The organism is Ralstonia sp. SET104 (assembly GCF_003851545.1).
GTDB lineage: Bacteria > Pseudomonadota > Gammaproteobacteria > Burkholderiales > Burkholderiaceae > Ralstonia.
Genome location: NZ_BHVX01000013.1, coordinates 1 through 22,184, shown reverse-complemented (window position 1 = coordinate 22,184; position 22,184 = coordinate 1). Strand labels below are relative to the sequence as shown.

Sequence of the window (22,184 nt, the reverse complement as noted above, 5' to 3'; positions counted from 1 at the left end):
CCCTCCCAAATCAGCCTCGAGGAGCGTGACCCCTCGTCACAGCTCGCTCCGGCCACGATGCCCATGCGCGGCAATCGGCGGTTCGTCGACTTGGAGAATAAATGGGTCTTCGCGGATCGCACTATCGCCGGACAAAGGCCCCGTGCAAGTGCCTCACGTGGTGAACCAATCAGCGAGCACGCGATCGGCGACCCTGGCTCCACGAAGCGAATCCGAGAAGCGCAAATCGTCGAAGGCGACGACGAAATCCCCGACCCACCGGAATTCTTGGATCACGCAGTCAAAGCACTATCCGCACTGAATGACACTTCTGTGCGAGTACTGACGGCGAGTCGTGACGACGGGTGGTCCGTTCCGATGCCACTGATCGCGGACGAGGATGGAGTACTGAACGAACACCTGCTGGTTCCGGAAGACGGGCACAGGCTCAAGCGTGTAGCCGCCTTCACGGTCTCCTCTAAGGAAGCGTCCACGTTGCTCATGGTTCACGAAGCCTGCCCACCCATATCGTTTGCCGTCCCGTTGGAGGACAAGGGTGAAGACACGATACAGCGTGCGATCCAGGCAGCGACGGAAGCGTTCATCTCGGTCCAGGACGGTACCGAGTATCAGGTTATGGCCTTGGAGCACACCCAGATCAGTGCTCCCGAAGAATTGCGCTCGTGGATCTCAATGCAGCTGCAACACGCGGCCATCACGTATCGGCGATGAGCTGCTTCTTACCATCGAAAGCTCGACCGGTGAATCGGGACGTGCCTGGACGGTTGCTTCGCGCCGGTACTGCGCAAAGATATCTTTGATGAACGGATGGTGCAGCGGAGCGATGGGCTTGACTGGACGCTCATGCGCTTCGGGATCATGTTGAAGAAGCCAGAGCGACCATAACAGCACGGCGTGCCGGGTCAGCACAGATTGCAATTCCAGCGCCGGCTTTCTGGCCTGCTGAATTTCCAAGTCGGAGCAGCCGAAGCGGCAAGCTAAGCAATTGCAGAGACGCGGTGTAACCTTGCAGGACAACACTGTCACTGCCATAGCGTGTAGACGCTCCAACAGTTCACGCCGACCGACTGCGTTCTCGACGGAGAGGTCGCGCGTCAGTTGCTGCAGCTGCGGAAGGAGACCGCTCCCTCGATCGTCTACGACGGGCGCCTCCGCCAGCCGAAGGTCGTAGTCGCAGTTGGGGCAATGGCAAATTCCGTCAGTTTCGACATGATACAAACTCGCATCCACCCGCTGGATGAACAAGCAAGCGCGGCAGCGCGGGCACCGATCAAGTAGTACACATTGGTGCCGCTCACAGAAGGTTTGCAGTGCAACCCGCCAGCGGAGGCGGAAGTGCGGTATTGGGTCGCCCCTCAGGCAGTATGGACAGAACTGAAGACCTGGACCGAACCGGGTTCCCCGCGGCAGATTGATGGAGATCACCCACGGAAGGGATCCCCCAACGTGAAACTGTGGGTACAGGATCTGCTCATAGACACGGAGCGTGGCCCGACGAACTACCTCCAGAGGGGTTCCAGTGTGCAAGGCCAGTGATGTCAGAAGCGATTCGGGACCGTGTCGATCAATATCCACTGTCAGCACCCGAGTTGCAGGGCCAAGTGCCACATTGCAGAACGGCATCACACTCATTCCATGGCCATGCGCTAGCCGCACGATCCAACTCGATAAAAGCTCACCCGGTATGGGCTTGTACCGAACTGGCCAGAGCGGCGTCTTTGCACATGACCACGTTTTCATAGCCGTCGTGTGTACGTCCTGCGCTTGGAGGGTGGGACCCAATCCAACTCGGTAAGCTGGTGTTCTGTGATCGCCTCGTTCCCGGACCGAACGGCCTCCACCGCCGCAGTCTTCACGAGGTCGAAGATGTCTCCGAGGGTAGACTCGCTCTTCATGTAGATCGCTTGCATCATCTCCGGGCGATGCAGCCCTGACGGCTTACGAAGCGGTGTCCGGTGTTCAAGGGTCATCAGCAACGTTCCCAACTGCCGGCCCGGCGTCCAGCTAGGCATCTCGATTGGTACGAATCGGCTCGACATCTGTGGATCAGCGTTGAACGCGTTGTACGCCTCTTCGATCCCGGAGGCGACGATGCTGATCTTCGCTTCGTTGCTCAGGCTCTTGAGGGCATTGCGAAATTCGCGCTGCTTGGTGAGCCCCCCGGCAATCAAATGATGGATCTCGTCAACGATGAGGATTCGCACATCCATCTCGCCGAAAAGCCGTTTGACCTGCGAGTACTTTTCATAGACCGGAGCCGTTGGTTTATACGGCGTCATCAGACTATCCATAATCCGGCTGTAGAAGTCCGAGAGATCAGGCTTAGGCGGCGCGTCAATCATCACCACCGGAGACTTGGTCACCTCCTTCTCCGGATCAAGATCTGGAAGGTGTCGATCGCGAAATAGCGTTTGAGATCGGGATCGAAAAAGTACAGCACGCTCATGTCGCTAGGGTCGTAGCGAAACCGGAACTGCCTGGTCCGCTTCGAATCCTTTGGGTCCCGTGCGTTCACCCACGGGCGCAAGATGTCATGGAAGTAGTGAATTCCGGCGATCGCGACACCGTAGTCTTGGATGGTCCGGTCCTCATATGGCATGAAATCGATCCGGACCTTCTCTGCATCGGTGCGTATCGGTGGCAATCCGCGGCCGATCTTTTCCCGTGTTCCAAGAATGCCTTCGCGCCACTTGGTCAGTGGTGTTGTGCCGATGCCCGAGTGCACTGCGCGGTGGTATCGCGCAAACATCAAGACGAGCCACTTCTCCAGCTCATCGAAGGTCATACAGGCATTACCCTCGGCATCGTATTCCCCCTTCTGCCGCGGGTTCGCGAAGGTTGCGCCTTTCAGCCCCTTCAATTCTTCCGACACGGTTCCCATGAGCCGCTCGATGTGCCCGCCATAGCGAGGTTGTTTGACAGGCCGCAGATGAATGTCGATGTGGTACTGGGGTCCAATTTGCACGTTCCTCTAGGCTGCCCGCCAGATTGCCGAGCAATGCCGCCGGCGTTGTTGGACTACCCTCCAGACGCATCGCATCAAGCAAGCGCTCAGCGGCAGCCGGATCTGCTGGTGTATGGCGGTACCGGTGCAAGTACTTCAGGTTTTGGATGCGAGGTGTCCTGACATCCGCCTCTGTTCGGGTCACGAAAATCCAGCCCCGCTCTTCAGCGAAAACAACTGCCGCCGCGAACTTCTCGCGGTACTTCTCAGCGTATCGGTTGAGGTGCTCTTGTGTTTTGACTTCCACCAGCTCTGGTGGTCGCTGAAGGCCCAAAGACGCGGGGCGATATGTCACCAGCAGATCTGGGACATAGATCCGCCCGCGAGATAATGGAATCTCGACGGGCTGGCCTTCGTACGATTCGACTTGCGGATCCGAGTCCAACAGGAGCATGTACTCCTTCTCCAGAATCGACTCGAACTCAATGACTTGGGCCGCCCGTGGGGAGGCGTGACGTCCCGTGACGAAGAGGTAGTTTTTGGGGATCCGGCGCACCGGCATAAAGCGCTCCACAAAGCACACATCCGTGGATTCTTGCTTTCCGCACCCAGACTTGTCGACCCTCCATCGCGAGGGGGCTCAGCGTTGTGAGCGCTTTTCAGTCTAGGTCGACCAGCAGTGCTTATGTAGTGCGCACATGACAGTCAAGCCATTACAGGCGCAAGCTGGTGCCTAGCCAACATGGCATGGTCTGCATCAGCAAGAGGCTGGATCGCTTCGACGAATGGCCTATAAATGCAGCAAACAAACGGCGAAAGTTGCATAAATTGAGCAGGCGGCGATGAAAGATCTGCCGAATTGGCCTCTGAGCGGCTCTCTGGAGGTGCCCCTTCGTCATGCCGTCATCGTTCCGGACAACCGTTTGTCGCCGGTTCACTCCACTGCATCAACTTCGCTGGTCGGTCCGACAATTTTCTCGGGCCATTAACAAACACACTCGGCGGATCGAACTGTTCAATCGAGAAAGCGAGGTCGGGCATCGGGACGCCGGCGTAGAAAGGCACCCAATGACCTACCCCAGAACTCCTGGCCTTCACTCGGTTCGCCCCCCTTTGAACAGATGAGGTACCAATCGTGCGACTGATCGAACCGGATGAACAACGGGAATTTCTTGCAACCTTGCAGCGCAATGGTCAGGCAGAAGATGACTTCGAACTTCTTGAAGTAGATACGACTGACCCAAAAGGCGACGAGAACCTCGGTTTACAGGGCTACGTGACGGTAACCCGACTATCGACCAAAATTACAAGGGAATACCCACTCGGCGATGGAGCCGATTGGGTCCAGCATTTCAGGAAAGATATCGAAGCCGGCACGTTCAATCAGTCGGAATGAGTCTCGCATGCCGTTTTGACGCTGGCCACCTACCCCAGGTGAAGACGAGACAGTTTGCGTTTGGGTCAAGAACCGAAAACTCTCTCATGAGCAGCCTTCTGGATTGGATCGAAAAGCATCCCGCGTTAGCGGCGTGGGTACAGGCAGTCGCCATCATTGTCGCGATTGCGGGAACGTGGCTGGCAGGTTGGCTCCTTCAGCGCACGGAAAGGCGAATGGAGAGGCGCACATTGGCGAAAGCGGTGAGCGAAATTGCCATGGCGGCAGAGGAGCTGGTACGACGCGTTATCAGCGAGCTGCCCGATAAGCAAGCCGTCAGCGCGATCGCCACAGGAGAAAGGTCATTCGATATTCGCGCGATTGATGAGCTTGAAGCTGCGATCGCCGCAATTCAGTTGCACAACCTCAGTACCCCTGAACTCGTGCGCGATGTCATCGCATTGCTTGCCAACATTCGTCAGCTTAGAGAACAACTGGCCAATGCAATCGCGACGCATCATCGTATGGACGCGGCGCATTTCAGCGAGTTCTTAGACACGCTGACGAAGGTCCACGCGGTGATCACCAAAATCAGTGTAAGCATTGCGACGCACGTGAGCCAAATCTAACGATCGGGGTTCGCTTTGCTACAGCCCCGACAAGGAGGAATCGTCATGCTCGGATTTGACCCACGTGCCGGCAAAATTGTCTGGACAGTTTTCTTATTCGCGCTTGCCGTACTGATCGTCTACAAGATTGCCTCCGTGCTGTTGGTCACGGTGTTCGCTGTGTTCTTCAGCTACTTGCTGTACCCGCTGGTCGAGCGACTGGAACGGCACATGCCGCGCAAGGTACCACGTAGCGTATCGATCGGTATCGTCTTCATCCTGGTCGTTGTCGTGGCGATCGTCGCTGGCTCGGTGTTTGGTGTGACGGTCCAGGACGAAGCGGGCAGGCTCGCCGATCAACTCCCAAAGTTGCTTGATACCAGCACCATGGCAGATCGTCTTTCGCTGCCGAGCTTCCTGGAACCATTGCGTGCGCGCATCCTGGAATTCGTACGTGAGCAACTCTCGACGAGTTCAGACCAGGCCATGCCGCTGGTTCGCAGCGTTGGATTGGGTGTCATGCACGCGGCTAGCAATCTCGTCTATCTCGTGCTCATCCCCATCATGAGCTTTCTGATGATCAACGAAGCGCCATCGATTCATGCCGCGCTGCTTTCGTGGATACGCTCTTCCGATAGGCGCCTGTGGGCGGGCATCATTGAGGATCTGGATACCCTCCTGTCTCGCTATGTTCGGGCACTCTTGCTGTTGTCGCTGGCCACATTGATTGTCTACAGCATCGCGTTTTACTTGCTGGGCGTGCCCTATGCGCTGCTGCTGGCAACCACGGCCGCAGTGCTGGAGTTCATTCCGTTCGCTGGGCCGTTGGCCGCGGTGGTGGCGACAGTCACGGTCGCCGGCTTTAGCGGGTATCCGCACTTGCTCTGGCTGATCGGATTCATCGTCGCCTACCGCCTGTTCCAAGACTACGCGCTGAACCCCTATCTGATGAGCGAGGGGGTGAAGGTCAGTCCACTCCTCGTCATTGTGGGGCTGCTCGCAGGCGAACAACTCGGTGGGGTTGCGGGCATTTTTTTGTCGGTACCCGTGATCGCCGCGCTTAAAATTGTGCTGTCACGAGCGTGGGCCGCACAAAGCCTAGGCAACGAGGTGCGTTGACCCACGGCAGCCATCGTTTCTGTAACCCTACAGTCATTGATGGCTGGGATACGAATCTACGGCGAGTGGAAAGGAGGCTGCCATGGTGGCGCAACCAAATCCGAAGCGGAACCATCTGCTGTCCGTGCTTCCTCCTGACGACTGGTCGAGAATCTCGCCAGAGCTTGTCCTGGTCGACATGCCGCTGGGGCAAGTTGTCTACGAATCGGGCGACCGACCTGAGTACGTCTACTTTCCCATCACGGCCATCGTGTCCCTGCTCTATGTCATGGAGAACGGCTCGTCAGGAGAAATCGCGATTGTCGGGAACGAAGGGCTGATCGGCATCGCCATCTTCATGGGCGGCGAAACCACGCCCAGCCGCGCAGTGGTTCAAAGCGCGGGAGCCGCGTATCGCCTGAGCGCTCGCGTCCTCAAACAGGAGTTCACCCGCGCCGGTGCCATGCAACGTCTTTTGTTGCGCTACACCCAGGCACTCATTACGCAGATGGCGCAAACGGCTGTCTGCAATCGCCACCACTCGATCGACCAGCAGTTGTGTCGTTGGCTGCTGCTGAGCCTGGACCGCCTGCCGTCCAACGAGCTGCGCATGACACAGGAACTGATCGCCAACATGCTGGGTGTGCGCAGGTCCGGCGTCACCGAGGCGGCGCTGAAGCTGCAGACCGCCGGACTGATCCGCTATAGCCACGGCAATATCGAAGTGCTGGACCGGCCAGGCCTCGAAGGCCGCGTCTGTGAATGCTACGCCGTGGTCAAGCGGGAGTTTGACCGCCTGCTCCCCGACCTTCAGGCGCTCTGATCGTCGGTCCGTCGTCCCTGAACGGTCGCTCAGGGCTTGCGCTGCTTCTTGAGAGCTTCCTTCGCGTCGCCGTACGCGGCTTGCGCTTTTCCTGCAATCTGTTCGACCTTTCCTTTCGCTGCGGTTGCGTCTTTTCCGGTGACCTTACCGACGGCTTCCTTCATCTTTCCCTTCGCTTCTTCAATGCGGCCCTTCACTTGATCCTTGTTCATGACAACGCTCCTTCCAAACTCGGCACCTGCGTTGATCGCCAGGTACATCACGTCTTAACCGCGCCATGCTTGGAGCGCCAAACTGCCACGCGACCTGCGCAGACGAAGACCCTGTCCAACGAATGACCATTCTTAGTCCAACGTCGGCATACCGTCTGTACGGCGGCGAACGAAGGCGACATGTTGACGCCCTCACTTGCCGCTTCGAATCGCTTGATCAGCAACGTTGGACCGAAACTGCCGACGTGTAGCGCACGACGCCTCCCTCACAACCTCTGCTCAAGTCATACGTCTCGGTACGCTGTCGTACCGTCACCGCCGCCGCCGTCGCATAGGCTCAATGTACTTTGAGACATGGTGGAGACAGAGATGCGGAAAGACCTGTTGATTTGCACGGAATCCTGACCCAGGATTTGCATCGAAAACTGACCCACCCCAAAGGCTGTTAGGTGTCGCTTTGTGCGGGTTGTTTGGCGGTGCGTTTCTCCTTCTTGGGCTGGGTGGTGCTGTGCTTGAAACGATAGCTATCGTTGCCGGTTTCAACAATGTGGCAGTGGTGCGTGAGGCGGTCCAGTAGCGCGGTGGTCATCTTGGCGTCCCCGAAGACACTGGACCATTCGCCGAAGCTCAGGTTGGTGGTGATGACGAGGCTGGTGCGCTCGTAGAGCTTGCTGATCAGGTGGAACAGCAATGCACCTCCGGTCTGGCTGAATGGCAGATAGCCCAGCTCATCGAGGATTACCAGGTCGGCATACATGAGTCGCGTGGCCAGGTGTCCCGGCTTGCCCGAGACCTTCTCCAGCTCCAACGCGTTGACCAACTCCACGGTCGAGAAGAAGCGCACCCGACGATGATGATGCTCCACGGCCTGCACGCCGATGGCAGTGCCGAGATGGGTCTTGCCGGTACCCGGGCCGCCGACCAATACGATGTTGTGCGCCGACTCGAGGAACTCGCAGCGGTGAAGCTGGCGCACCAGCACCTCGTTGGCCTCGCTGCAGCTGAAGTCGAAGCCGGTCAGGTCTCGATAGACCGGGAAGCGCGCCACCTTCATCTGATAGGCCAGCGAGCGCACCTCGCGCTCGGTGAGTTCGGCCTTGAGCAGACGCGACAGGATGGCCACGGCCGACTGGTAGGCCGGCGAGTCCTGCGCCGCCAAGTCGCCCAGCGCTTGCGCCATGCCATGCAGCTTCAACGACTTGAGCATCTCCAACATGACTTCATGCTGCATGATGCACCTCCCGATCTCGCAGGCTGTCGTAGCGGCCGACGTTGGCCTGCGGTTCGACGTGCAGCGCCAGTGCCTGCGGTGAGGTGATCGGTGCCACGGGCTCGCCTTCCAGGAGGCGGCTCAGGATGTTCAGGATGGTTTGCTTGGACGGTGCGCCCGCCTCCAGTGCGAGTTCCACCGCAGTCAGCACAGCCTGCTCATCGTGCAACAGCACCAGTGCCAGAATCTCGACCATCTCGCGATCGCCACCGGGGCGCTTGAGCAGTGTGGATTGCAGGCGCCGGAAGCCCTCTGGCAGTTCAGCAAACGGGGCACCGTTACGCAGCGCACCGGGCTTACGCTGCAGCACTGCGAGGTAATGGTGCCAGTCATAGATCGTGCGCCCAAGCTGATGACTGCGGTCGATGTGCCGCGTGTGCTCGGCAATCACTTGGCCTTCGGCGACGAACACGAGCCGATGGGCATAGACGCGCAGGCTGATGGGCCGGTTGGCAAACGAGGCCGGTACGCTGTAGCGGTTGCGCTCGAAGGTCACCAGGCAGGTTGGTGAGACGCGTTTGGTGTGCTCCACAAAGCCATCGAACGGCTGGCCCACCGGCATCAGGTGCGGCCGCTCCAGCGACCAGGCCTCCCAGAGGGTCATGTCCAGCTCAGGATGGCGGGTCTGCTGCCACAACCGCACGCACTGGTCGGCCAGCCAGTCATTGAGCGCAGCTAGCGAACCGAATGCCGGCATGCGGTGCCAGATGCGGTGACGGCTGTCCTGCACGTTCTTCTCTATCTGCCCCTTCTCCCAGCCTGAGGCCGGGTTACAGAACTCGGCGTCGAACAGGTAGTGGCTGACCATGGTGCTGAAGCGCAAGTTGACGTCACGCAACTTGCCTTGGCGCACGCGATCCACGGCGGTCTTCATGCTGTCGTAGATGCCGCGACGCGGGATACCGCCCCAGGCCACAAAGGCGTGGTGATGGGCATCGAACAGCATCTCGTGAGTCTGCAACAGATAGGCACGCAGGAAGAAGGCGCGACTGTGGCTGAGCTTGAACTGAGCCACCTGCAGCTTGGTGCGCTCGCCGGCGATGACCGCCCAGTCCTCACTCCAGTCGAACTGGAAGGCTTCACCCTCGGCAAAGCGCAGCGGGATAAAGGTGCCGCGCCCCGACGTGCGGGCTTGCTCCTGTTGTTCCTGGCGCCAGCGGCGAGCGAATGCAGCAACGCGATCGTAGGAGCCGGTGAAGCCCAAGGCACACAGATCAGTGTGGATCTGCTTGAGCGTGCGCCGTTGCTTGCGCGGCTTGTTGGCCTCGGTCTTGAGCCAGGTGGAGAGCTTGGCGGCATGACCGTCGAGCTTGCTTGGGCTCTGCCGAGCAGGATAGGCCGGTGCGGTGGTGTCAGCGCGCAGATAGCGCCTGACCGTATTCCTGGAGATGCCCAGGCGTCTGGCGATCTCGCGCAGCGGGATCTGGTCGCGAAGATGCCAGCGTCGAATGATGCTCAGTATGGCCACGTCGATCACTCCGATCTCCCGCTCGTTGCCGAGCGGGACAGTGTTCTATACGTGGGTCAACATTCGATGCAAAAACCTACCTCGGGTGGGTCAGGATTCGGTGCAAATCAACAGCGGAAAGACCGTTTGGTAGCAATGACGACGATGGCTGTCGCTACGACAATCAGTTTCATGACGCCCGGCCGCACAACGACCGGGGCATCGGAAGCAGCCGCGCACCAACCCGACAAGCGACACACGATCGACACGGCCGTCGACTCGACACTTGCGCGCCTGTATACCGCTGCCAATGGCTCACGTGAACTGGTTGGCAAAGCCCGAGGCGTACTGGTGTTCCCATCGGTCATTGCCGCCGGTTTTGGCATCGGTGGCCAGTATGGTGAAGGATCACTGCGCGCCGGCGGCGGCACGACTGGGTACTACAGCACGACAACGGCTTCGATTGGATGGCAGATTGGCGCGCAATCGAAAGCCATCATCTTCCTCTTCATGACCCAGGATTCGCTTGAACGATTTCGCAATAGCGAGGGCTGGTCCGTGGGTGGTGACGCGTCGGTTGCCGTGCTGAAGGTGGGTGCAAACGGCACCATTGATAGCTCGACCGCGACTGGACCAATCCAGGCATTCGTGCTCACAAACAGTGGATTGATGGCAGGCGTGACGCTCGAGGGCACGAAGGTCACAAAGCTCAAATCGCTGTAGCGAAAAAGTGAGGCCGCCGGCCGTCTGTGCGGCTTGTGTCATCGCCTCATCGTAGGGCTACGTTGTCAGGAGGACATCATGCGCGCGGTTATCTATACGGCCATGGGGATCTGGATCGCCTCGTTGGTTGGTTGCCTGTGGGTTCCTGATGGCGGTTACCACGACGCTCGACAGGGTGGCTATGAAAATGGCCAACGTGGCGGATACGAGGGGAATCGCCACGGTGGCTACGAACGTGACCATGAGGAGTCCAGAGATCATGAGCATCGCTAGGGGAGCCATCACTCGACGCCCCGGCTGGCTACCGGGTGATCATCGCTTTTCGACGGCACAAGGTACGCAATCTGGCGTGCCAGTGCGTACGCTACCGGACCGTTTTCAAGCCCGTTCCCATCTATCCTTTAAGGAGATGAGGCGCGCTCAGCCCCCACGAACAGCGATCAAGAAGAGGCGAGCGTCAACCTCATGATGAAACAACCGTGGAGCGCTTTTCGCCCGGCGTTGGGCACACGGGTGGGGGGGAATCTACTCAACGAGGAGGACATCATGTCTCTCGGAATCCTACTGCTAATCGTCCTAGCCATTTTGGTGGTTGGGGCGTTCCCAAGGTGGTCCTACAGCAATGGTTGGGGCTACGCGCCAAGCGGTGCGCTCGGCTTGGGTCTGCTCATCGTTCTCGTGCTATTGCTCATGGGGCGACTCTAAAGCGCATGTTTCGGTACACCCCAAGGGGTCCGAAGCATAGGCGGCGGCACAGCGCGAGCATGAGGAGAACGTGATGCTCGATCAAACCATTCACCAATTCCCGGAGGTGGAGCGCGATGCATTTCGTGAGGTCTGCTTGCGAAACGGTCTGGCGCCCGATGGCTTCGACGTGTCCTCCGTCGAGCATTTTTCGAGCGCCTCGGCCGGCGCGGCGCTAGACCGCTGCATCACTGTACGGATGGGCAAGACTGCCCGCGAGTACGACGGAGCACTGGGCCCGGAATGGGTCATCGATTTCGAGGACGATATCCGGTCACGCGTTTTCGGATAGGTAGGGGGTCGGGCATATCGGATCCCCGGTCCTAAAGAGCGTGTCTTTAGGCCATCGGTTGCAGCTTCATTCGCTTGCGAGGCCCTATATGAATCCCATCACCGCATTCCTCGTTGTGCTTCTCCTGTTCCTGGGGGCTGCCACCGGCGTATTCGTCTCTGTTCTGCTGGCGCCCCTGTTTGCCATCGCCGCAATCCTGCTCGCCGCAACACTCAAGATGGCCAACGCATGGCAGAAGTTCGTCATCTTGCGTGCGGGCAAGCTGCAAAGCGTAAAAGGGCCCGGGTTGTTCATGATCCTGCCGATTGTCGACAGCGTGACGGCAGTCATAGATGAACGCATCCAGACTACCGGATTCAATGCGGAGCAGGCATTGACGAAAGACACCGTGCCAGTCAACGTTGACGCGATCATCTTCTGGCACGTCCATGACGCACAGAAAGCCGCATTGGCCATTACCGACTATCGCCAGGCAATCGACCGCGTCGCGCAGACGTCGTTGCGTGAAATGATTGGGGCCTCGATGCTGTCGGCATTGCTATCCGATCGCAAAGCGGCAGATGAGCAGTTGCGCGCCGAGATCGGCGAGAAGACTGCAGCATGGGGCGTGACCGTATCCTCGGTGGAGGTGCGCGACGTGGCCATCCCCGTGGCACTCCAGGATGCGATGTCCAGGCAAGCGCAGGCGGAACGCGAAAAGCAAGCCCGCGTCATTCTGGGCTCGGCCGAAGCGGCCATTGCAGCCAAGTTTGTCGAGGCTGCCGGCATGTACGAGGGGCATCCACAAGCGCTGCAGTTGCGCGCAATGAACATCATCTACGAGACCACTAAGGAGCGCGGTGCGACGATCTTGATGCCAACGTCGATGGTCGACAGCATGAATCCCGTTGCGGTCGCGTTCGGGGTTTCCAGCAGTACAGAGCCGGCGAGTCCTGTCGTGCCGATCAAGACGGCGGTAGCTGCGGCGTAGCGATACGGAACACGGCATTCCCGCAGATGTGGGAATGCCGTGTTCCGCTTCCATGGTCTCGGCTAAGCCCTATTTTCCAACCTGGTTGCCCACCACCCCGCCAACGACTGCACCGCCCACTGTCCCCACGGCACTCCCGCCTGTCAGCACTGCGCCGGCGACACCGCCGACACCCGCACCGATTGCGGTATCCGTACCGCGTCGAGACATCCCGGCACACCCAGTCGCAAGCGTCGCGATCAACACCATCGCGCCGCACAGTCCTGCTATTCGATCGTTACGCATTTTGTGCACCTCCGTCTCGATCGCACCCCAAGCATCTTGTTGCAGAGAACGCTGACGCGAGACTTGAATTTTCTGTACAGACCATGAACGGCGTACAGCCCATCAGGGCACCCCTGCGGCAATAGGTAGGTGTCGCGCGAATGCCTCAAGGATCAATATCCTCGGTCACAGCAACGGTGTCGGTACGGCGGCAGACGCAAATGCACGGGGCTTGATGCTCGATTGTGTTCGCGCATCTAGTCGGCGGTGCCGCGGGTTCGAGCAAGGAATAGAAAGAGCGAGTTCTGTACGGTACCGGGCCGACAGCGACTCCCCCATCACGTTACGCTGCAGTCACAAATTGCAGTGAGCCGGCACATCCCGGCATACCGAGGGAATCGCAACAAGGATCTCTATGAACAGTTCACTTAGCCTGTCAAACGGAATGCTTGAAATACGCACGACGCAGCGGAGTGACAGGCGATGGTTTTCTGAATATCGCTTTACGCCCAACAATGGACGTGTCACCGCTTGGGCACAGGCTGCGATTCCGGAAGGATTCGTTTCTTCTGGTCTTGCATTCAGCGCGGGGATACTACTGGGGCAACAATGCGCTGAGCTTACCCGCTGAAGCAGGTAGTGCCATTGTGGGAGAGGTACCGCCGCACGAGGTCAACATCGGCATGCTCACAATGTGTCTACGTGTCGACTCGTATCATAGGAGCATCGCCATGGCGGCAGCGCCCATGATCGCCGTGGCGGTCCAGCCCAGAACGATCATGGGTCGGCTTGCGGTGTAAGGCCCCATGACAGCGGGTTTCGAGACCAGCAGGATGATGACCACCATCAGCGGTACCGCCACCACGCCATTGATGACTGCGCTCCAAAAGAGCGCTTTCATCGGGCTGATCGGAGAGTACTGAATTGCAAGCCCTGCAAGTACGCTGACCGCGATGATGCTGTAGAACCCACGTGCGTCGCTTACCTTGCGTTCCAGCCCCTCCTTCCAACCCATGGTTTCGGAAAGCGCGTAGGCGCCCGAGCCGGCCAGCACGGGTACGCCGATGAGACCGACGCCCAAAATGCCGATGGTGAACAGCAGGTACGCAAAGTCTCCTGCAAGCGGCCGTAATGCACTGGCGGCCTGTGCCGCCGTCGTGATGTCGGTGACGCCGGACACATGAAGGGTCACGCCTGTCGCCAGGATGATGAAATACGCGGTCACGTTCGAATAAAGCATGCCGCTCCACGTGTCCCACCGGATACGCCGTAGCTCCGTGCCAGCCTTGGCGCCATCGCGTTTCAGCGATGGGCGCGCGTGCATGTCCTCAACCTCCTCGGAAGCCTGCCAAAAGAAGAGATAGGGGCTGATGGTGGTCCCGAAGACCGCAACGACCATGGATGCGGCGCTCGCTTTGAGCTTGAAGTGGGGCCACACCGTATGCAGCGCAACTTGGCCCCACGGGACATGCACTGTAAACAAGACGGCTGCGTAGGCCAGCAAGGAAGCTGTCAGCCACTTCAGAAAGAAGACGTAACGATGGTAAGGAACGAATATCTGCAGCGCCAGCGTGCCAAACACGACGAATGCCGTCATGAGGTGCCGGTCGACACCGGAAACAAGTTCTACGACCTCGCCCATCGCCGCGACGTCTGCGGCGATATTCAGTGTGTTTGCGACCAGCAATAGCAGCACGACACCGCGCAGCACACTCGGCGGGAAGACATCCTTGATGTTGGCGGCGAGCCCCTTTCCGGTGACACGTCCCATGTTTGCGCACATGGATTGAATCGCGGCCATCAAGGGGAAAGCGAGCGGCATCGTCCAAAGCATGTCCAACCCAAACTGTGCGCCGGCCTGCGAATAGGTCGCGACCCCGCTCGGATCGTCATCGGCCACCCCGGTGATGAGGCCAGGGCCAACGCGGGACAAGGGATGATCTCTCAACCGCGCCCGCAAGGTGCGATAAAGATTGACCCGGTGGTGTCCACTGGCATCCATTCTGGGAGTCCTTGTTCACCGAAGGTCGGCTGGAGATGATCATAGCGCTCTACCGAGGACCAGAAGCATCGCGGGTCCGCAAAAGCTGTTCTGCAACATCCCTGTGCATTGGTCTGCGCATTGAATGAAGAGAAGCGCATCCAAGACCAGCAAGCAACACCGGAGGCACAGGAAGCGCTGCAAGCGCCCGGCTTGGGGACGAAAGGGTTCACCCCCGTGGCCTTTTCATTGCCTCCGCTTCTTTGGCCGCGTTTCGCTCCTCATAGGCCTCGGTAGGGTCCATTGCCTCGTCCACTGAAGATTCGGCACGCTCTGCGGATGCCTTCGCTTGCTCCAGAAATTCCACCGACTCCTCTTGCGCACCAATAGGAGGCGTCAGCATGTCTTTGAGCATGGCCTCCAACTCTGGCGTGTCCCACGGTTCATGCCGCCGCGTTTTGGCTTTGATGTAATGACGGATCTCGGCATCCTGGGCAGCGGTCAACGGGAGCCCTCGAAAAGTACGCCTTACGTTCGTATCTGGCATGACATCCCTCGCATAACTGATTATTTTGGAAAATCATTGACGAAACTCTGCCGCGCGCGTTCAGATTTGCCCCGTGAGCATCAGCACGAGCACGAAAAGAACAAGAACGCCAATGGCTCCGCTTGGCCAGTAAGTCCACTCAGCGCTGTAGGGCCACACCGGAATCGCCCCGACGAGAGCGATGGCCAAGATGGTAAGTAGCAGGACACCGACAGACATGACGCGCTCCTCTGGCAGGCTCCCGTGCACATCCTGGCGAACCTGCGTCCAACACGCTTCCAGTGCCAAATCGAGCCCGGAGCCGCAAGAACTCTCATTGAGAATACGTAGTTCCACCTTGATCCAGGGTAAATGCTTGGGAGCGTAAAGACGGTCCGGTACCGTACGTAACGTCCTACCGACGGGAGGCTTAAAGGATCGTGGTGGGAAGAACCGAGACACGCTGGAAGAAGGCAGTTCAGGCTGCCTAAACGTCCGGCAAGAAGCGATCGAACTACCGCTTGGATTGGGCCTACTTGGCGCTCCGAACTGCACGATCCATTCTGGTTTGCCGCATAAGATGCGCACGACCGTTGCAATAACGGTCATTTCTCCCCGTTTGATGCACTACGCTTGCAGAGGCGGCAGCGAAGAATGGAGGCGCAGCATGACCCGTACAACCGAGTACCGAGGCTTCGAAATTCATCTGCAATTGATTGGGACGCAGAAGGACATGTTCGATCTGTGGTTCAGCATCGACGGCCCCATGAAGCCGCCTGGTGTCGCTGCGATAGGCAAGCGCATCAAGGTCCACGGCAGCCCTTTTTCTCGACGCTGGGCGCACCTGATTGGCGAACTGGCAGGCCGCGCCGCAGTAGACGTGATTCTCGGCCCAGAAGAGGAGTCTCCCGCGACGGACGAGCGATAAGTCGCCACATCCACCTCTCACCACGTACTGATTCCTTGGACAGTGTCAATTGGCACGCTGGTTTTCAGATCCGCGTTCTCAAGGGCCTGAACTTCCACGATCGGCCGCGACAATTTGACGTTACCAAACACCAGGGCAATGGGCACGTCCGCCGCATCGCGTCCGGTACCGATTCGCAGAAGCCCCATGGGCACCGCCGCCTGCGAGGGGTCGACCAGATACCATTGGTTTCCCAGAAAAACCTCCACGAAGGCGTGGAAGTCAGGCAATCCCAGCGATGGATCGGCACCATAGTCGAGACTGGTTGCGAAGCGCGCCGGTATGCTCAGCGCGCGGCACAATGCAATCATCAAGTGCGCATAGTCGCGGCACACGCCCTTTCGCTCCACGAGCGTGCCGACCGCAGACGTTCGCTCGCTCGTTGACTGCGGTACAAATCGCACGTAACGACAGACCCAGTCACGAATCCGGATAACCAGCGGATAGCCACGTTGGCAGCCGCCAAATTCCTGCTGCGCAAACTCCATGAGCCGGTCCGACTCGCAATAGCGACTAGGGGTCAAGAATGGGACAACGTACAGCGGTAAATCCGCAATAGGGACTTCGTGCAGCAGTTCGGCGGGCGTCAATAGGTGTTCTATGTCCACCGTCGCCTCATAGGTCAAGGTGAAGTTGCCCCGAGGCGCCCGTACACGCAAACGGCGATTGCGCAAGGTCGGTTCGGTATGAGGCACGGCCGACATCGCCGGCGTCAGATGCAGTGACTCGGCGACGATCGTCTGGCGAGACGTCTTCGCGGCGTGAACATTAAAAATGAAATCCGCAGTTGGATCACGTACCTCATAGGCCAAGCGGACTGAGTAGCGCATGCGAACCATACGACCCTCCTGTAGCCCCCGGAGCCACATGGTTGTTGGAAAAAAAGTGATGGGTGAATAGCCGCGTCGCGGAGTCCCGACCGTTGCCCAAAAACTGGTGGGCGATCACGCGAAGGCCATGGACTGAACGGGAACGAAGCCGTTGATGATCTCTTCAGCGCCCTTCATGGCGGCACGCTTGGCCGTACCGATGCTCTCCCATGGTTCACCGCTCAGGCGAAAAATACGGGAATGCTCCGCATCCGGAAATGCGCCTTCGAGGCAGATCATCACAGAGGCGCTGTATGACCGATCTGGACGACGCTCGTGCCATTCCCGAGGCGGGTCAAACAGGTAGATCAAGGGATAAACGTCGTACCCCTTGTATTGGCAAGTCGGATAGGCATCCATGGCGATCTCCGTTGGAGGGGGGCACCCGTGCGGCAATAGGCATGTGTCGCGCGAATGTCCCAAGAACCAAGATCCTTGATCGCTGGGAAGGTGTCGGTACGGCAGCAGACGCATTGATCGCGTGGTCTGCTCCGATGTGTTTGTGCATGACGGTGGCGGTGCAACAGCTTCGATCTAAGGGACCAACAACCGACCGACTTCTGTACGGTACCGAGCCGACAGGTCCTCACCAGCAAACTACGTTGGAATCACAAATAACAGTGAACCGGCACGTTCCGGCATACCAGGGTGACCGCAACGAGGATCTCCATAATTAGCTCGCTTGACCTGCCCAACGGAGCGCTCGAAGTGCGCACGACGCAGCGTAGTGACCGGCGATGGTTTTCCGAATATCGCTTCACGCCCAATGATGGACGTGCCACAGGCTGGGCAGGGGCCGCTATCCCGGAAGGATCCATTTCCTCTGGCATCGCATTCAGCGCTGGGATACGACCGGGGCAACAGTGCGCTGAGTTTGCGCGCTGAAGCAGGCAGTGCCATTGAGGGAGGCACGGCGCCAACCCGTTGCAAGAGGTCAGCGTCGAGATGCGCACAATGTGTTTGCGTGTCGATGCCTACAATGATAGGAACATCGCCATGGCGGCAGCGCCCATGATCGATGTGGCAGTCCAGTCCAGGACAATCCTGAGCCGGCTCGCGGTGTAGATCCCCATCCTAGCGAGGGACGAATATGAGCTCTTATGACAAGCTTGACGCAGCAATGAATGCGTTCGACAAGCGCAAGGCCGAAGAGAAGGAAGACGCTGCCGACAAGCAGATCGCAGTGGAAAAATTTCGGACCGATTTCGCGGCGTTCCGAATGAAGACAGCGCATCCCGTCTTTGAAGACATCGGCGCCCACCTGCAGAAACGCGGCCATGGCTTCAAAGTCGAAATGACGGCACTGAGCACGACGCTCCATGTTTTTCCCGCCGGCAGGGAGGCACAGGAATATGACTCAGGGCACGCCAACCAATACCCCAAGATCACGTTGATAGGCGACGCGCTCGACCAAAAAGTTCACGTGCACATGGTGGTTTCCAACCGTAGCGGAACGGCGTCAACCTCTGAGATCACCCTTGATCTGAGCGACCTGACTGCGAATTCTTTGCGCGATCTGATCGTGGAGTGCCTTGCGAAATCCTTTGCGGGCTGACTGCTCGATCGCAGCCCATGGTGGTGGAGCTAGGCCCCTTACAACGCCAACACACACACAGCATCACGAATATTTGGCCCGCAGGCCAAGGCGACCATACACCCGACGTGGTGGATTTGCCTGGCCGAGGCTTGGGACGCTGCCATATGCATAGTCGCAGACTCCTGGAAAGCTCTGACAGGCCGGGATGTGGTGCGTCGCGCGTGGCGCGCCAACGCGCCTCCACAATTCTGCCCCCGCAACCCACACGAGTTCCAAAGCCTGGATTGCGGTGTCCTTGCCAAGCGGAGTCCGAAAGCTGATGGATTGGCGGAGCTTTCCCGGAGCAGAACATCCGTGTCAAGCCTGAACCTCATATTGAGCAAGCGTCGACAAGCGTTGATCGATCATGGCGCAGCCAACGGTAAAGTGATACAGGCTTTGCCATGCGTAATCCTTGATGCCGAGCACGGCATGCATTTGGATATCGCGTTGCCAAGCTTGTCGAGCTAGGTTATAGGCGGCCATGGAGGGTTGCCAGTGACCTGCCCCCAATAAACCGGTCCACCGGGAAGCTAGTAGAGTCCGTTTTCGGAGAGGAAGGCGGACATGAAGAAGCGATTTACGGAAGAGCAAATCATCGGGTTCCTGAAGGAAGCCGAGAACGCCAAGCTGAAGAAGCTGCTGGCCGAGGCGATGTTGGACATGGAAGCGCTGAAGGTGGTGGTCAAGGGAAAGCCCTGAGCCCACAAGCCAAGCGCGAGGCGGTCGTGGCGATTCGGCAGAAGGTCAACATCTCCGAGCGTCGCGCCTGCCGGCTTGTCGGGCTGTCCCGCAGCGTGCTGCACTACGCAGCCCAAAGTGACTCCGGAAACGAGATGCTCAAAGCGAGGCTGGTCGAGCTGGCGCATGAGCGCCGGCGTTTCGGCTACCGGCGACTGCACGCCCTCCTAGAGCGCGAAGGTACACATGCAAATCACAAGCGCGTGCACCGGTTGTACCGCGAGGCAGGTTTGGCTGTGCGGCGCCGGCGGCGGCGCCACGGGGTGATGGTGGAGCGCGAGCCACTGGCGCTGCCGGCCGCGCCGAACGAGGTATGGTCGATTGATTTTGTGATGGATGCGCTGTCCAACGGACGGCGTCTGAAGTGCCTGACCATTGTCGACGACTTCACGAAGGAGTCGGTCGACATCGTCGTGGACCACGGCATCTCGGGCTTGTATGTGGCGCGAGCGCTGGACCACGCGGCGCGCTTCAGGGGCTACCCCAAAGCGCTGCGCACGGACCAGGGGCCGGAGTTCACGAGCCGAGCGCTGGACCAATGGGCCTACGCCAACGGCGTAACCTTGAAATTGATTCAGGCCGGCAAGCCGACGCAGAATGCCTACATCGAGTCGTTCAACGGCAAGTTCCGGGACGAATGCCTGAACGAGCACTGGTTCACGAGCCTTGCACGTGCACGCGCTGTCATCGCAGCCTGGCGCCAGGATTACAACGAGGCGCGGCCACACAGCGCATTGAATTACCAATCGCCCGCAGAGTTCGCGGCGCGGTATCGGGCAACAGCGGTGGCTCCTGCCGCTCAGGAGCAAACTTGAATTGGGCTTTACTAGAAGCCCTCTGGCCCTGTTACCGGGAGCAGGTCACCAGTGTCGAGTCCCGGCGCGAGCGCGAAGCCTGTACTAGCACGAGCGAAGCAAGCCGGAATGGCCCAGCATTGACACCGCAACACGATCTACGCCATCCAGTTCAGCAAACTTCGCTATTTTTTCTAACTTACTTTGCTATTTTCTCTAAGCAAGATAGCGTTTTTTCTAATTTTCTTCGCTATGGCGACAGACGGCAAACACGCAGTCATCAATGAACGAGCGGCGTGAAAGGCAGGGGCTTGATGCCAGGCAGTTCACATTGCGCGACCGCCTTGGCCACTGCTTCGATCGCGGCGATGCGCGTAAAGCTCTTGCGCCAGGCCAGCACGACGCGCCGGTCGGGCGCCGGCTCCTGGAAAGGCACATAGGCCAGCAGATCGGTAGCGGCCGGCTGCATGTTCGGCACAGATGTGCGCGGCAGCACAGTAATGCCCACGCCGCTGGCCACCATGTGGCGGATCGTCTCGAGCGACGAGCCTTCGAACGTTTTCTGAATGCCGTCAGCGTTCTGCGAGAAGCGCGACAGCTCCGGACACACGCCCAGCACGTGGTCGCGGAAGCAATGCCCGTTGCCGAGCAGCAGCATGGTCTGCAGCTTGAGCGCCTCCGGGTCCACCGACGACGCCTTGGCCAAGTCGTGGTCGCGCGGCACCGCCACGACAAACGGTTCGTCGTATAGCGGCACCGTCATCAGCCCGGCTTCAGGAAACGGCTCGGCCATGATGGCGCAGTCGATCTCGCCCTGCTTGAGTAGCTCCACCAGCCGCACAGTGAAGTTCTCCTGCAGCATCAGCGGCATCTGCGGGACGGTATCGATCATCTGCTTGACCAGCGCGGGCAGCAGGTACGGCCCAATCGTGTAGATCACCCCCAGGCGCAGCGGCCCAGCCAAAGGGTCCATGCCCTGCTTGGCAATCTCGCGGATCGCCATGGTCTGTTCAAGCACCCGCTGCGCTTGGGTGACGATCTGCTCGCCAACGGGTGTGACGCTCACTTCTGACGCGCCGCGCTCGAAAATCTGCACGGCCAGCTCGTCTTCCAGCTTCTTGATGGCGACCGACAACGTCGGTTGCGAGACGAAGCAGGCTTCGGCGGCACGCCCAAAGTGGCGTTCCCGCGCAACGGCGACGATGTACTTGAGTTCGGTGAGCGTCATGGCGATCAATCGGCTTGGGGATGTCGATAGATTTTACCAAGGGACGTGCGATATTGCTGAGGGTTCGAACGGCTGAACCGCTGTCGATACGGCCAAAGGGATCGGGAAAACAGCAAAGTGGTCTGGAAAATACCGAAGTTGCTCTGCCACGCTGAAGCGCCCCTTGTCCTTGCAAGCGATGAGCGCGAGCCGCAGCTTGGGTCCGATCCACAGCCCATGGTTTCCGTCTGCCTGCATGTCCCTGGTCCCTGAACGCGGGCGTCGATCACCGCTTCCGTGTAGCCAGCTTCGTCGCAGACACGCACCTTGCCCGCATCGCGAGAGGCCGTTACGTTTGGTTGCACAGAAAAGCACATTCTCATCTGTGCCTACTTACAATCGGTGGAACCAAAAACCAGAAGGAGGATGCAAATGACCCGAGCACAATGGATGGTGGCTGCAGCCATGACTGCGCTGTGCACCGTTTCGCTGTCGGCGCAGGCCAAGGGCAACGCGGGTGGTGGATCAGCGGCGCACATCAGCAGCCAGGGCATGGCCAACACCAACGGCAACGACAGCCTGGACCACGACAAAGGTAGGGCGCGTGCGGCAGACCGTGCGCACCAGCATGGCAAATCCATGCAGCATAAGCACGCAGGCAAGAGCAAGTAAGCGCCGCCAGCCAGTGTCAAAAAAAGGTTCATCGAGGAATTCCGGGGAAGGCGGCGCGGATCTTGAGGAAGAAGTATTCCT

Annotated in this window: 27 protein-coding genes and 2 pseudogenes; 13 read left to right on the top strand and 16 right to left on the bottom strand. The window is 59.1% G+C overall.

Annotation, left to right across the window (positions count from 1 at the left end):
• Positions 1-63 precede the first annotated feature (63 nt).
• A complete protein-coding gene (locus PSUB009319_RS16470) occupies positions 64-711 on the top strand; it encodes a hypothetical protein (RefSeq protein ID WP_260393012.1) in 648 nt (215 codons plus the stop codon).
• Here PSUB009319_RS16470 and PSUB009319_RS23295 read toward each other — a convergent pair.
• From PSUB009319_RS23295 to PSUB009319_RS16450, 5 genes and pseudogenes are all read right to left on the bottom strand, one after another.
• On the bottom strand, positions 670-954 hold the full coding sequence (locus PSUB009319_RS23295; RefSeq protein WP_260393024.1) for a hypothetical protein: 285 nt from the start codon (positions 952-954) through the stop codon (positions 670-672). The two genes, PSUB009319_RS16470 and PSUB009319_RS23295, sit on opposite strands and share 42 nt — an antisense overlap.
• A gap of 333 nt (positions 955-1,287) precedes the next feature.
• A pseudogene (locus tag PSUB009319_RS23290) lies at positions 1,288-1,740 on the bottom strand (TniQ family protein); the annotation flags it as partial.
• The gene (locus PSUB009319_RS16460; protein WP_260393011.1) at positions 1,737-2,363 is read right to left on the bottom strand and encodes a TniB family NTP-binding protein; all 627 of its coding nucleotides are present in this window, start codon (positions 2,361-2,363) and stop codon (positions 1,737-1,739) included. The gene PSUB009319_RS16460 and the pseudogene PSUB009319_RS23290, both read right to left, overlap by 4 nt.
• Complete coding sequence (locus PSUB009319_RS16455; protein ID WP_260393010.1) at positions 2,360-2,881, bottom strand: Mu transposase C-terminal domain-containing protein; 522 nt, start codon at positions 2,879-2,881, stop codon at positions 2,360-2,362. Before PSUB009319_RS16455 ends, PSUB009319_RS16460 begins: the two co-directional genes overlap by 4 nt.
• Complete coding sequence (locus PSUB009319_RS16450; RefSeq protein ID WP_260393021.1) at positions 2,793-3,398, bottom strand: heteromeric transposase endonuclease subunit TnsA; 606 nt, start codon at positions 3,396-3,398, stop codon at positions 2,793-2,795. Before PSUB009319_RS16450 ends, PSUB009319_RS16455 begins: the two co-directional genes overlap by 89 nt.
• Positions 3,399-4,079: 681 nt before the next feature.
• Between PSUB009319_RS16450 and PSUB009319_RS16445 the strand changes: the two genes are divergently transcribed.
• The 4 genes from PSUB009319_RS16445 (at position 4,080) to PSUB009319_RS16430 (ending at position 6,848) form a co-directional block, all read left to right on the top strand.
• Positions 4,080-4,340, top strand: a complete 261-nt coding sequence (locus PSUB009319_RS16445) for a transcriptional regulator (protein WP_102066774.1) — start codon at positions 4,080-4,082, stop codon at positions 4,338-4,340.
• 86 nt (positions 4,341-4,426) lie between these two features.
• Entirely contained in the window at positions 4,427-4,948 is a 522-nt protein-coding gene (locus PSUB009319_RS16440; protein ID WP_102066930.1) for a hypothetical protein, read from the top strand.
• Between the two features lie 45 nt (positions 4,949-4,993).
• Positions 4,994-6,046 (top strand): AI-2E family transporter, encoded by a 1,053-nt coding sequence (locus PSUB009319_RS16435; protein WP_124383270.1) that lies wholly within the window; start codon positions 4,994-4,996, stop codon positions 6,044-6,046.
• A gap of 82 nt (positions 6,047-6,128) precedes the next feature.
• A complete protein-coding gene (locus tag PSUB009319_RS16430; RefSeq protein ID WP_124383269.1) occupies positions 6,129-6,848 on the top strand; it encodes a Crp/Fnr family transcriptional regulator in 720 nt (239 codons plus the stop codon).
• A gap of 29 nt (positions 6,849-6,877) precedes the next feature.
• On the opposite strand, the gene PSUB009319_RS16425 is transcribed toward PSUB009319_RS16430, so the two are convergent.
• From PSUB009319_RS16425 to istA, 3 genes are all read right to left on the bottom strand, one after another.
• Positions 6,878-7,060, bottom strand: coding sequence for a CsbD family protein (locus PSUB009319_RS16425; RefSeq protein WP_021155150.1), 183 nt, complete (start codon positions 7,058-7,060; stop codon positions 6,878-6,880).
• A gap of 445 nt (positions 7,061-7,505) precedes the next feature.
• Entirely contained in the window at positions 7,506-8,291 is a 786-nt protein-coding gene (gene istB, locus PSUB009319_RS16420; protein ID WP_124383268.1) for an IS21-like element helper ATPase IstB, read from the bottom strand.
• Positions 8,281-9,807: an IS21 family transposase gene (istA, locus tag PSUB009319_RS16415; protein ID WP_124383267.1), complete on the bottom strand. Its 1,527-nt coding sequence runs from the start codon at positions 9,805-9,807 to the stop codon at positions 8,281-8,283. The genes istB and istA overlap by 11 nt, the downstream gene beginning before the upstream one ends.
• A gap of 126 nt (positions 9,808-9,933) precedes the next feature.
• Here istA and PSUB009319_RS16410 point away from each other — a divergent pair, with 126 nt between their 5' ends.
• The 4 genes from PSUB009319_RS16410 (at position 9,934) to PSUB009319_RS16395 (ending at position 12,506) form a co-directional block, all read left to right on the top strand.
• On the top strand, positions 9,934-10,500 hold the full coding sequence (locus PSUB009319_RS16410) for a YSC84-related protein (RefSeq protein ID WP_124383389.1): 567 nt from the start codon (positions 9,934-9,936) through the stop codon (positions 10,498-10,500).
• A gap of 465 nt (positions 10,501-10,965) precedes the next feature.
• A complete protein-coding gene (locus tag PSUB009319_RS16405; protein WP_374704205.1) occupies positions 10,966-11,205 on the top strand; it encodes a DUF3309 family protein in 240 nt (79 codons plus the stop codon).
• A 73-nt stretch (positions 11,206-11,278) separates the two neighbouring features.
• The gene (locus PSUB009319_RS16400; protein ID WP_124383265.1) at positions 11,279-11,536 is read left to right on the top strand and encodes a hypothetical protein; all 258 of its coding nucleotides are present in this window, start codon (positions 11,279-11,281) and stop codon (positions 11,534-11,536) included.
• 88 nt (positions 11,537-11,624) lie between these two features.
• The gene (locus PSUB009319_RS16395) at positions 11,625-12,506 is read left to right on the top strand and encodes a slipin family protein (RefSeq protein ID WP_102066779.1); all 882 of its coding nucleotides are present in this window, start codon (positions 11,625-11,627) and stop codon (positions 12,504-12,506) included.
• Positions 12,507-12,575: 69 nt separating this feature from the next.
• On the opposite strand, the gene PSUB009319_RS23480 is transcribed toward PSUB009319_RS16395, so the two are convergent.
• From PSUB009319_RS23480 to PSUB009319_RS16375, 4 genes are all read right to left on the bottom strand, one after another.
• Positions 12,576-12,716: a glycine zipper 2TM domain-containing protein gene (locus tag PSUB009319_RS23480; RefSeq protein WP_180815261.1), complete on the bottom strand. Its 141-nt coding sequence runs from the start codon at positions 12,714-12,716 to the stop codon at positions 12,576-12,578.
• A gap of 769 nt (positions 12,717-13,485) precedes the next feature.
• Positions 13,486-14,772: an NRAMP family divalent metal transporter gene (locus PSUB009319_RS16385; protein WP_124383263.1), complete on the bottom strand. Its 1,287-nt coding sequence runs from the start codon at positions 14,770-14,772 to the stop codon at positions 13,486-13,488.
• Between the two features lie 208 nt (positions 14,773-14,980).
• Positions 14,981-15,298 (bottom strand): hypothetical protein, encoded by a 318-nt coding sequence (locus tag PSUB009319_RS16380; protein WP_102066782.1) that lies wholly within the window; start codon positions 15,296-15,298, stop codon positions 14,981-14,983.
• A 60-nt stretch (positions 15,299-15,358) separates the two neighbouring features.
• Positions 15,359-15,517, bottom strand: a complete 159-nt coding sequence (locus tag PSUB009319_RS16375) for a DUF3309 family protein (RefSeq protein WP_102066783.1) — start codon at positions 15,515-15,517, stop codon at positions 15,359-15,361.
• A gap of 427 nt (positions 15,518-15,944) precedes the next feature.
• On the opposite strand from PSUB009319_RS16375, the gene PSUB009319_RS16370 reads away from it, so the two are divergent.
• A complete protein-coding gene (locus tag PSUB009319_RS16370) occupies positions 15,945-16,205 on the top strand; it encodes a hypothetical protein (protein ID WP_124383262.1) in 261 nt (86 codons plus the stop codon).
• A gap of 17 nt (positions 16,206-16,222) precedes the next feature.
• On the opposite strand, the gene PSUB009319_RS16365 is transcribed toward PSUB009319_RS16370, so the two are convergent.
• On the bottom strand, positions 16,223-17,083 hold the full coding sequence (locus PSUB009319_RS16365) for a transglutaminase family protein (RefSeq protein WP_124383261.1): 861 nt from the start codon (positions 17,081-17,083) through the stop codon (positions 16,223-16,225).
• A 105-nt stretch (positions 17,084-17,188) separates the two neighbouring features.
• Complete coding sequence (locus tag PSUB009319_RS16360; protein ID WP_102066785.1) at positions 17,189-17,473, bottom strand: hypothetical protein; 285 nt, start codon at positions 17,471-17,473, stop codon at positions 17,189-17,191.
• Between the two features lie 730 nt (positions 17,474-18,203).
• Between PSUB009319_RS16360 and PSUB009319_RS16355 the strand changes: the two genes are divergently transcribed.
• Positions 18,204-18,668 (top strand): hypothetical protein, encoded by a 465-nt coding sequence (locus PSUB009319_RS16355; RefSeq protein WP_124383260.1) that lies wholly within the window; start codon positions 18,204-18,206, stop codon positions 18,666-18,668.
• Positions 18,669-19,007: 339 nt separating this feature from the next.
• On the opposite strand, the gene PSUB009319_RS22945 is transcribed toward PSUB009319_RS16355, so the two are convergent.
• Positions 19,008-19,175: a hypothetical protein gene (locus PSUB009319_RS22945; RefSeq protein ID WP_167309917.1), complete on the bottom strand. Its 168-nt coding sequence runs from the start codon at positions 19,173-19,175 to the stop codon at positions 19,008-19,010.
• A gap of 81 nt (positions 19,176-19,256) precedes the next feature.
• Here PSUB009319_RS22945 and PSUB009319_RS16350 point away from each other — a divergent pair.
• Positions 19,257-20,245 (top strand): annotated as a pseudogene (locus PSUB009319_RS16350) (IS3 family transposase).
• Between the two features lie 259 nt (positions 20,246-20,504).
• Here the strand turns inward: PSUB009319_RS16350 and PSUB009319_RS16345 are convergent.
• Complete coding sequence (locus PSUB009319_RS16345; protein WP_124383258.1) at positions 20,505-21,452, bottom strand: LysR substrate-binding domain-containing protein; 948 nt, start codon at positions 21,450-21,452, stop codon at positions 20,505-20,507.
• Positions 21,453-21,863: 411 nt separating this feature from the next.
• Between PSUB009319_RS16345 and PSUB009319_RS16340 the strand changes: the two genes are divergently transcribed.
• Positions 21,864-22,103 carry a hypothetical protein gene (locus PSUB009319_RS16340; RefSeq protein WP_124383257.1) on the top strand — a complete coding sequence of 80 codons (240 nt, stop codon included), beginning with the start codon at positions 21,864-21,866 and terminating at the stop codon, positions 22,101-22,103.
• Positions 22,104-22,184: the final 81 nt, after the last annotated feature.

What these genes read in the sequence shown, in the direction of transcription:
- PSUB009319_RS16470 (WP_260393012.1), top strand. Translation starts at nt 64, where the DNA reads ATGCGCGGCAATCGGCGGTTCGTCGACTTGGAGAATAAATGGGTCTTC.
- PSUB009319_RS16455 (WP_260393010.1), bottom strand. Translation starts at nt 2,881, where the DNA reads ATGGGAACCGTGTCGGAAGAATTGAAGGGGCTGAAAGGCGCAACCTTC.
- PSUB009319_RS16450 (WP_260393021.1), bottom strand. Translation starts at nt 3,398, where the DNA reads ATGCTCCTGTTGGACTCGGATCCGCAAGTCGAATCGTACGAAGGCCAG.
- PSUB009319_RS16440 (WP_102066930.1), top strand. Translation starts at nt 4,427, where the DNA reads ATGAGCAGCCTTCTGGATTGGATCGAAAAGCATCCCGCGTTAGCGGCG.
- PSUB009319_RS16435 (WP_124383270.1), top strand. Translation starts at nt 4,994, where the DNA reads ATGCTCGGATTTGACCCACGTGCCGGCAAAATTGTCTGGACAGTTTTC.
- PSUB009319_RS16430 (WP_124383269.1), top strand. Translation starts at nt 6,129, where the DNA reads ATGGTGGCGCAACCAAATCCGAAGCGGAACCATCTGCTGTCCGTGCTT.
- PSUB009319_RS16425 (WP_021155150.1), bottom strand. Translation starts at nt 7,060, where the DNA reads ATGAACAAGGATCAAGTGAAGGGCCGCATTGAAGAAGCGAAGGGAAAG.
- istB (WP_124383268.1), bottom strand. Translation starts at nt 8,291, where the DNA reads ATGCAGCATGAAGTCATGTTGGAGATGCTCAAGTCGTTGAAGCTGCAT.
- PSUB009319_RS16410 (WP_124383389.1), top strand. Translation starts at nt 9,934, where the DNA reads ATGACGACGATGGCTGTCGCTACGACAATCAGTTTCATGACGCCCGGC.
- PSUB009319_RS16405 (WP_374704205.1), top strand. Translation starts at nt 10,966, where the DNA reads ATGATGAAACAACCGTGGAGCGCTTTTCGCCCGGCGTTGGGCACACGG.
- PSUB009319_RS16400 (WP_124383265.1), top strand. Translation starts at nt 11,279, where the DNA reads ATGCTCGATCAAACCATTCACCAATTCCCGGAGGTGGAGCGCGATGCA.
- PSUB009319_RS16395 (WP_102066779.1), top strand. Translation starts at nt 11,625, where the DNA reads ATGAATCCCATCACCGCATTCCTCGTTGTGCTTCTCCTGTTCCTGGGG.
- PSUB009319_RS23480 (WP_180815261.1), bottom strand. Translation starts at nt 12,716, where the DNA reads ATGTCTCGACGCGGTACGGATACCGCAATCGGTGCGGGTGTCGGCGGT.
- PSUB009319_RS16385 (WP_124383263.1), bottom strand. Translation starts at nt 14,772, where the DNA reads ATGGATGCCAGTGGACACCACCGGGTCAATCTTTATCGCACCTTGCGG.
- PSUB009319_RS16380 (WP_102066782.1), bottom strand. Translation starts at nt 15,298, where the DNA reads ATGCCAGATACGAACGTAAGGCGTACTTTTCGAGGGCTCCCGTTGACC.
- PSUB009319_RS16375 (WP_102066783.1), bottom strand. Translation starts at nt 15,517, where the DNA reads ATGTCTGTCGGTGTCCTGCTACTTACCATCTTGGCCATCGCTCTCGTC.
- PSUB009319_RS16370 (WP_124383262.1), top strand. Translation starts at nt 15,945, where the DNA reads ATGACCCGTACAACCGAGTACCGAGGCTTCGAAATTCATCTGCAATTG.
- PSUB009319_RS16365 (WP_124383261.1), bottom strand. Translation starts at nt 17,083, where the DNA reads ATGGTTCGCATGCGCTACTCAGTCCGCTTGGCCTATGAGGTACGTGAT.
- PSUB009319_RS16360 (WP_102066785.1), bottom strand. Translation starts at nt 17,473, where the DNA reads ATGGATGCCTATCCGACTTGCCAATACAAGGGGTACGACGTTTATCCC.
- PSUB009319_RS16355 (WP_124383260.1), top strand. Translation starts at nt 18,204, where the DNA reads ATGAGCTCTTATGACAAGCTTGACGCAGCAATGAATGCGTTCGACAAG.
- PSUB009319_RS22945 (WP_167309917.1), bottom strand. Translation starts at nt 19,175, where the DNA reads ATGGCCGCCTATAACCTAGCTCGACAAGCTTGGCAACGCGATATCCAA.
- PSUB009319_RS16345 (WP_124383258.1), bottom strand. Translation starts at nt 21,452, where the DNA reads ATGACGCTCACCGAACTCAAGTACATCGTCGCCGTTGCGCGGGAACGC.
- PSUB009319_RS16340 (WP_124383257.1), top strand. Translation starts at nt 21,864, where the DNA reads ATGACCCGAGCACAATGGATGGTGGCTGCAGCCATGACTGCGCTGTGC.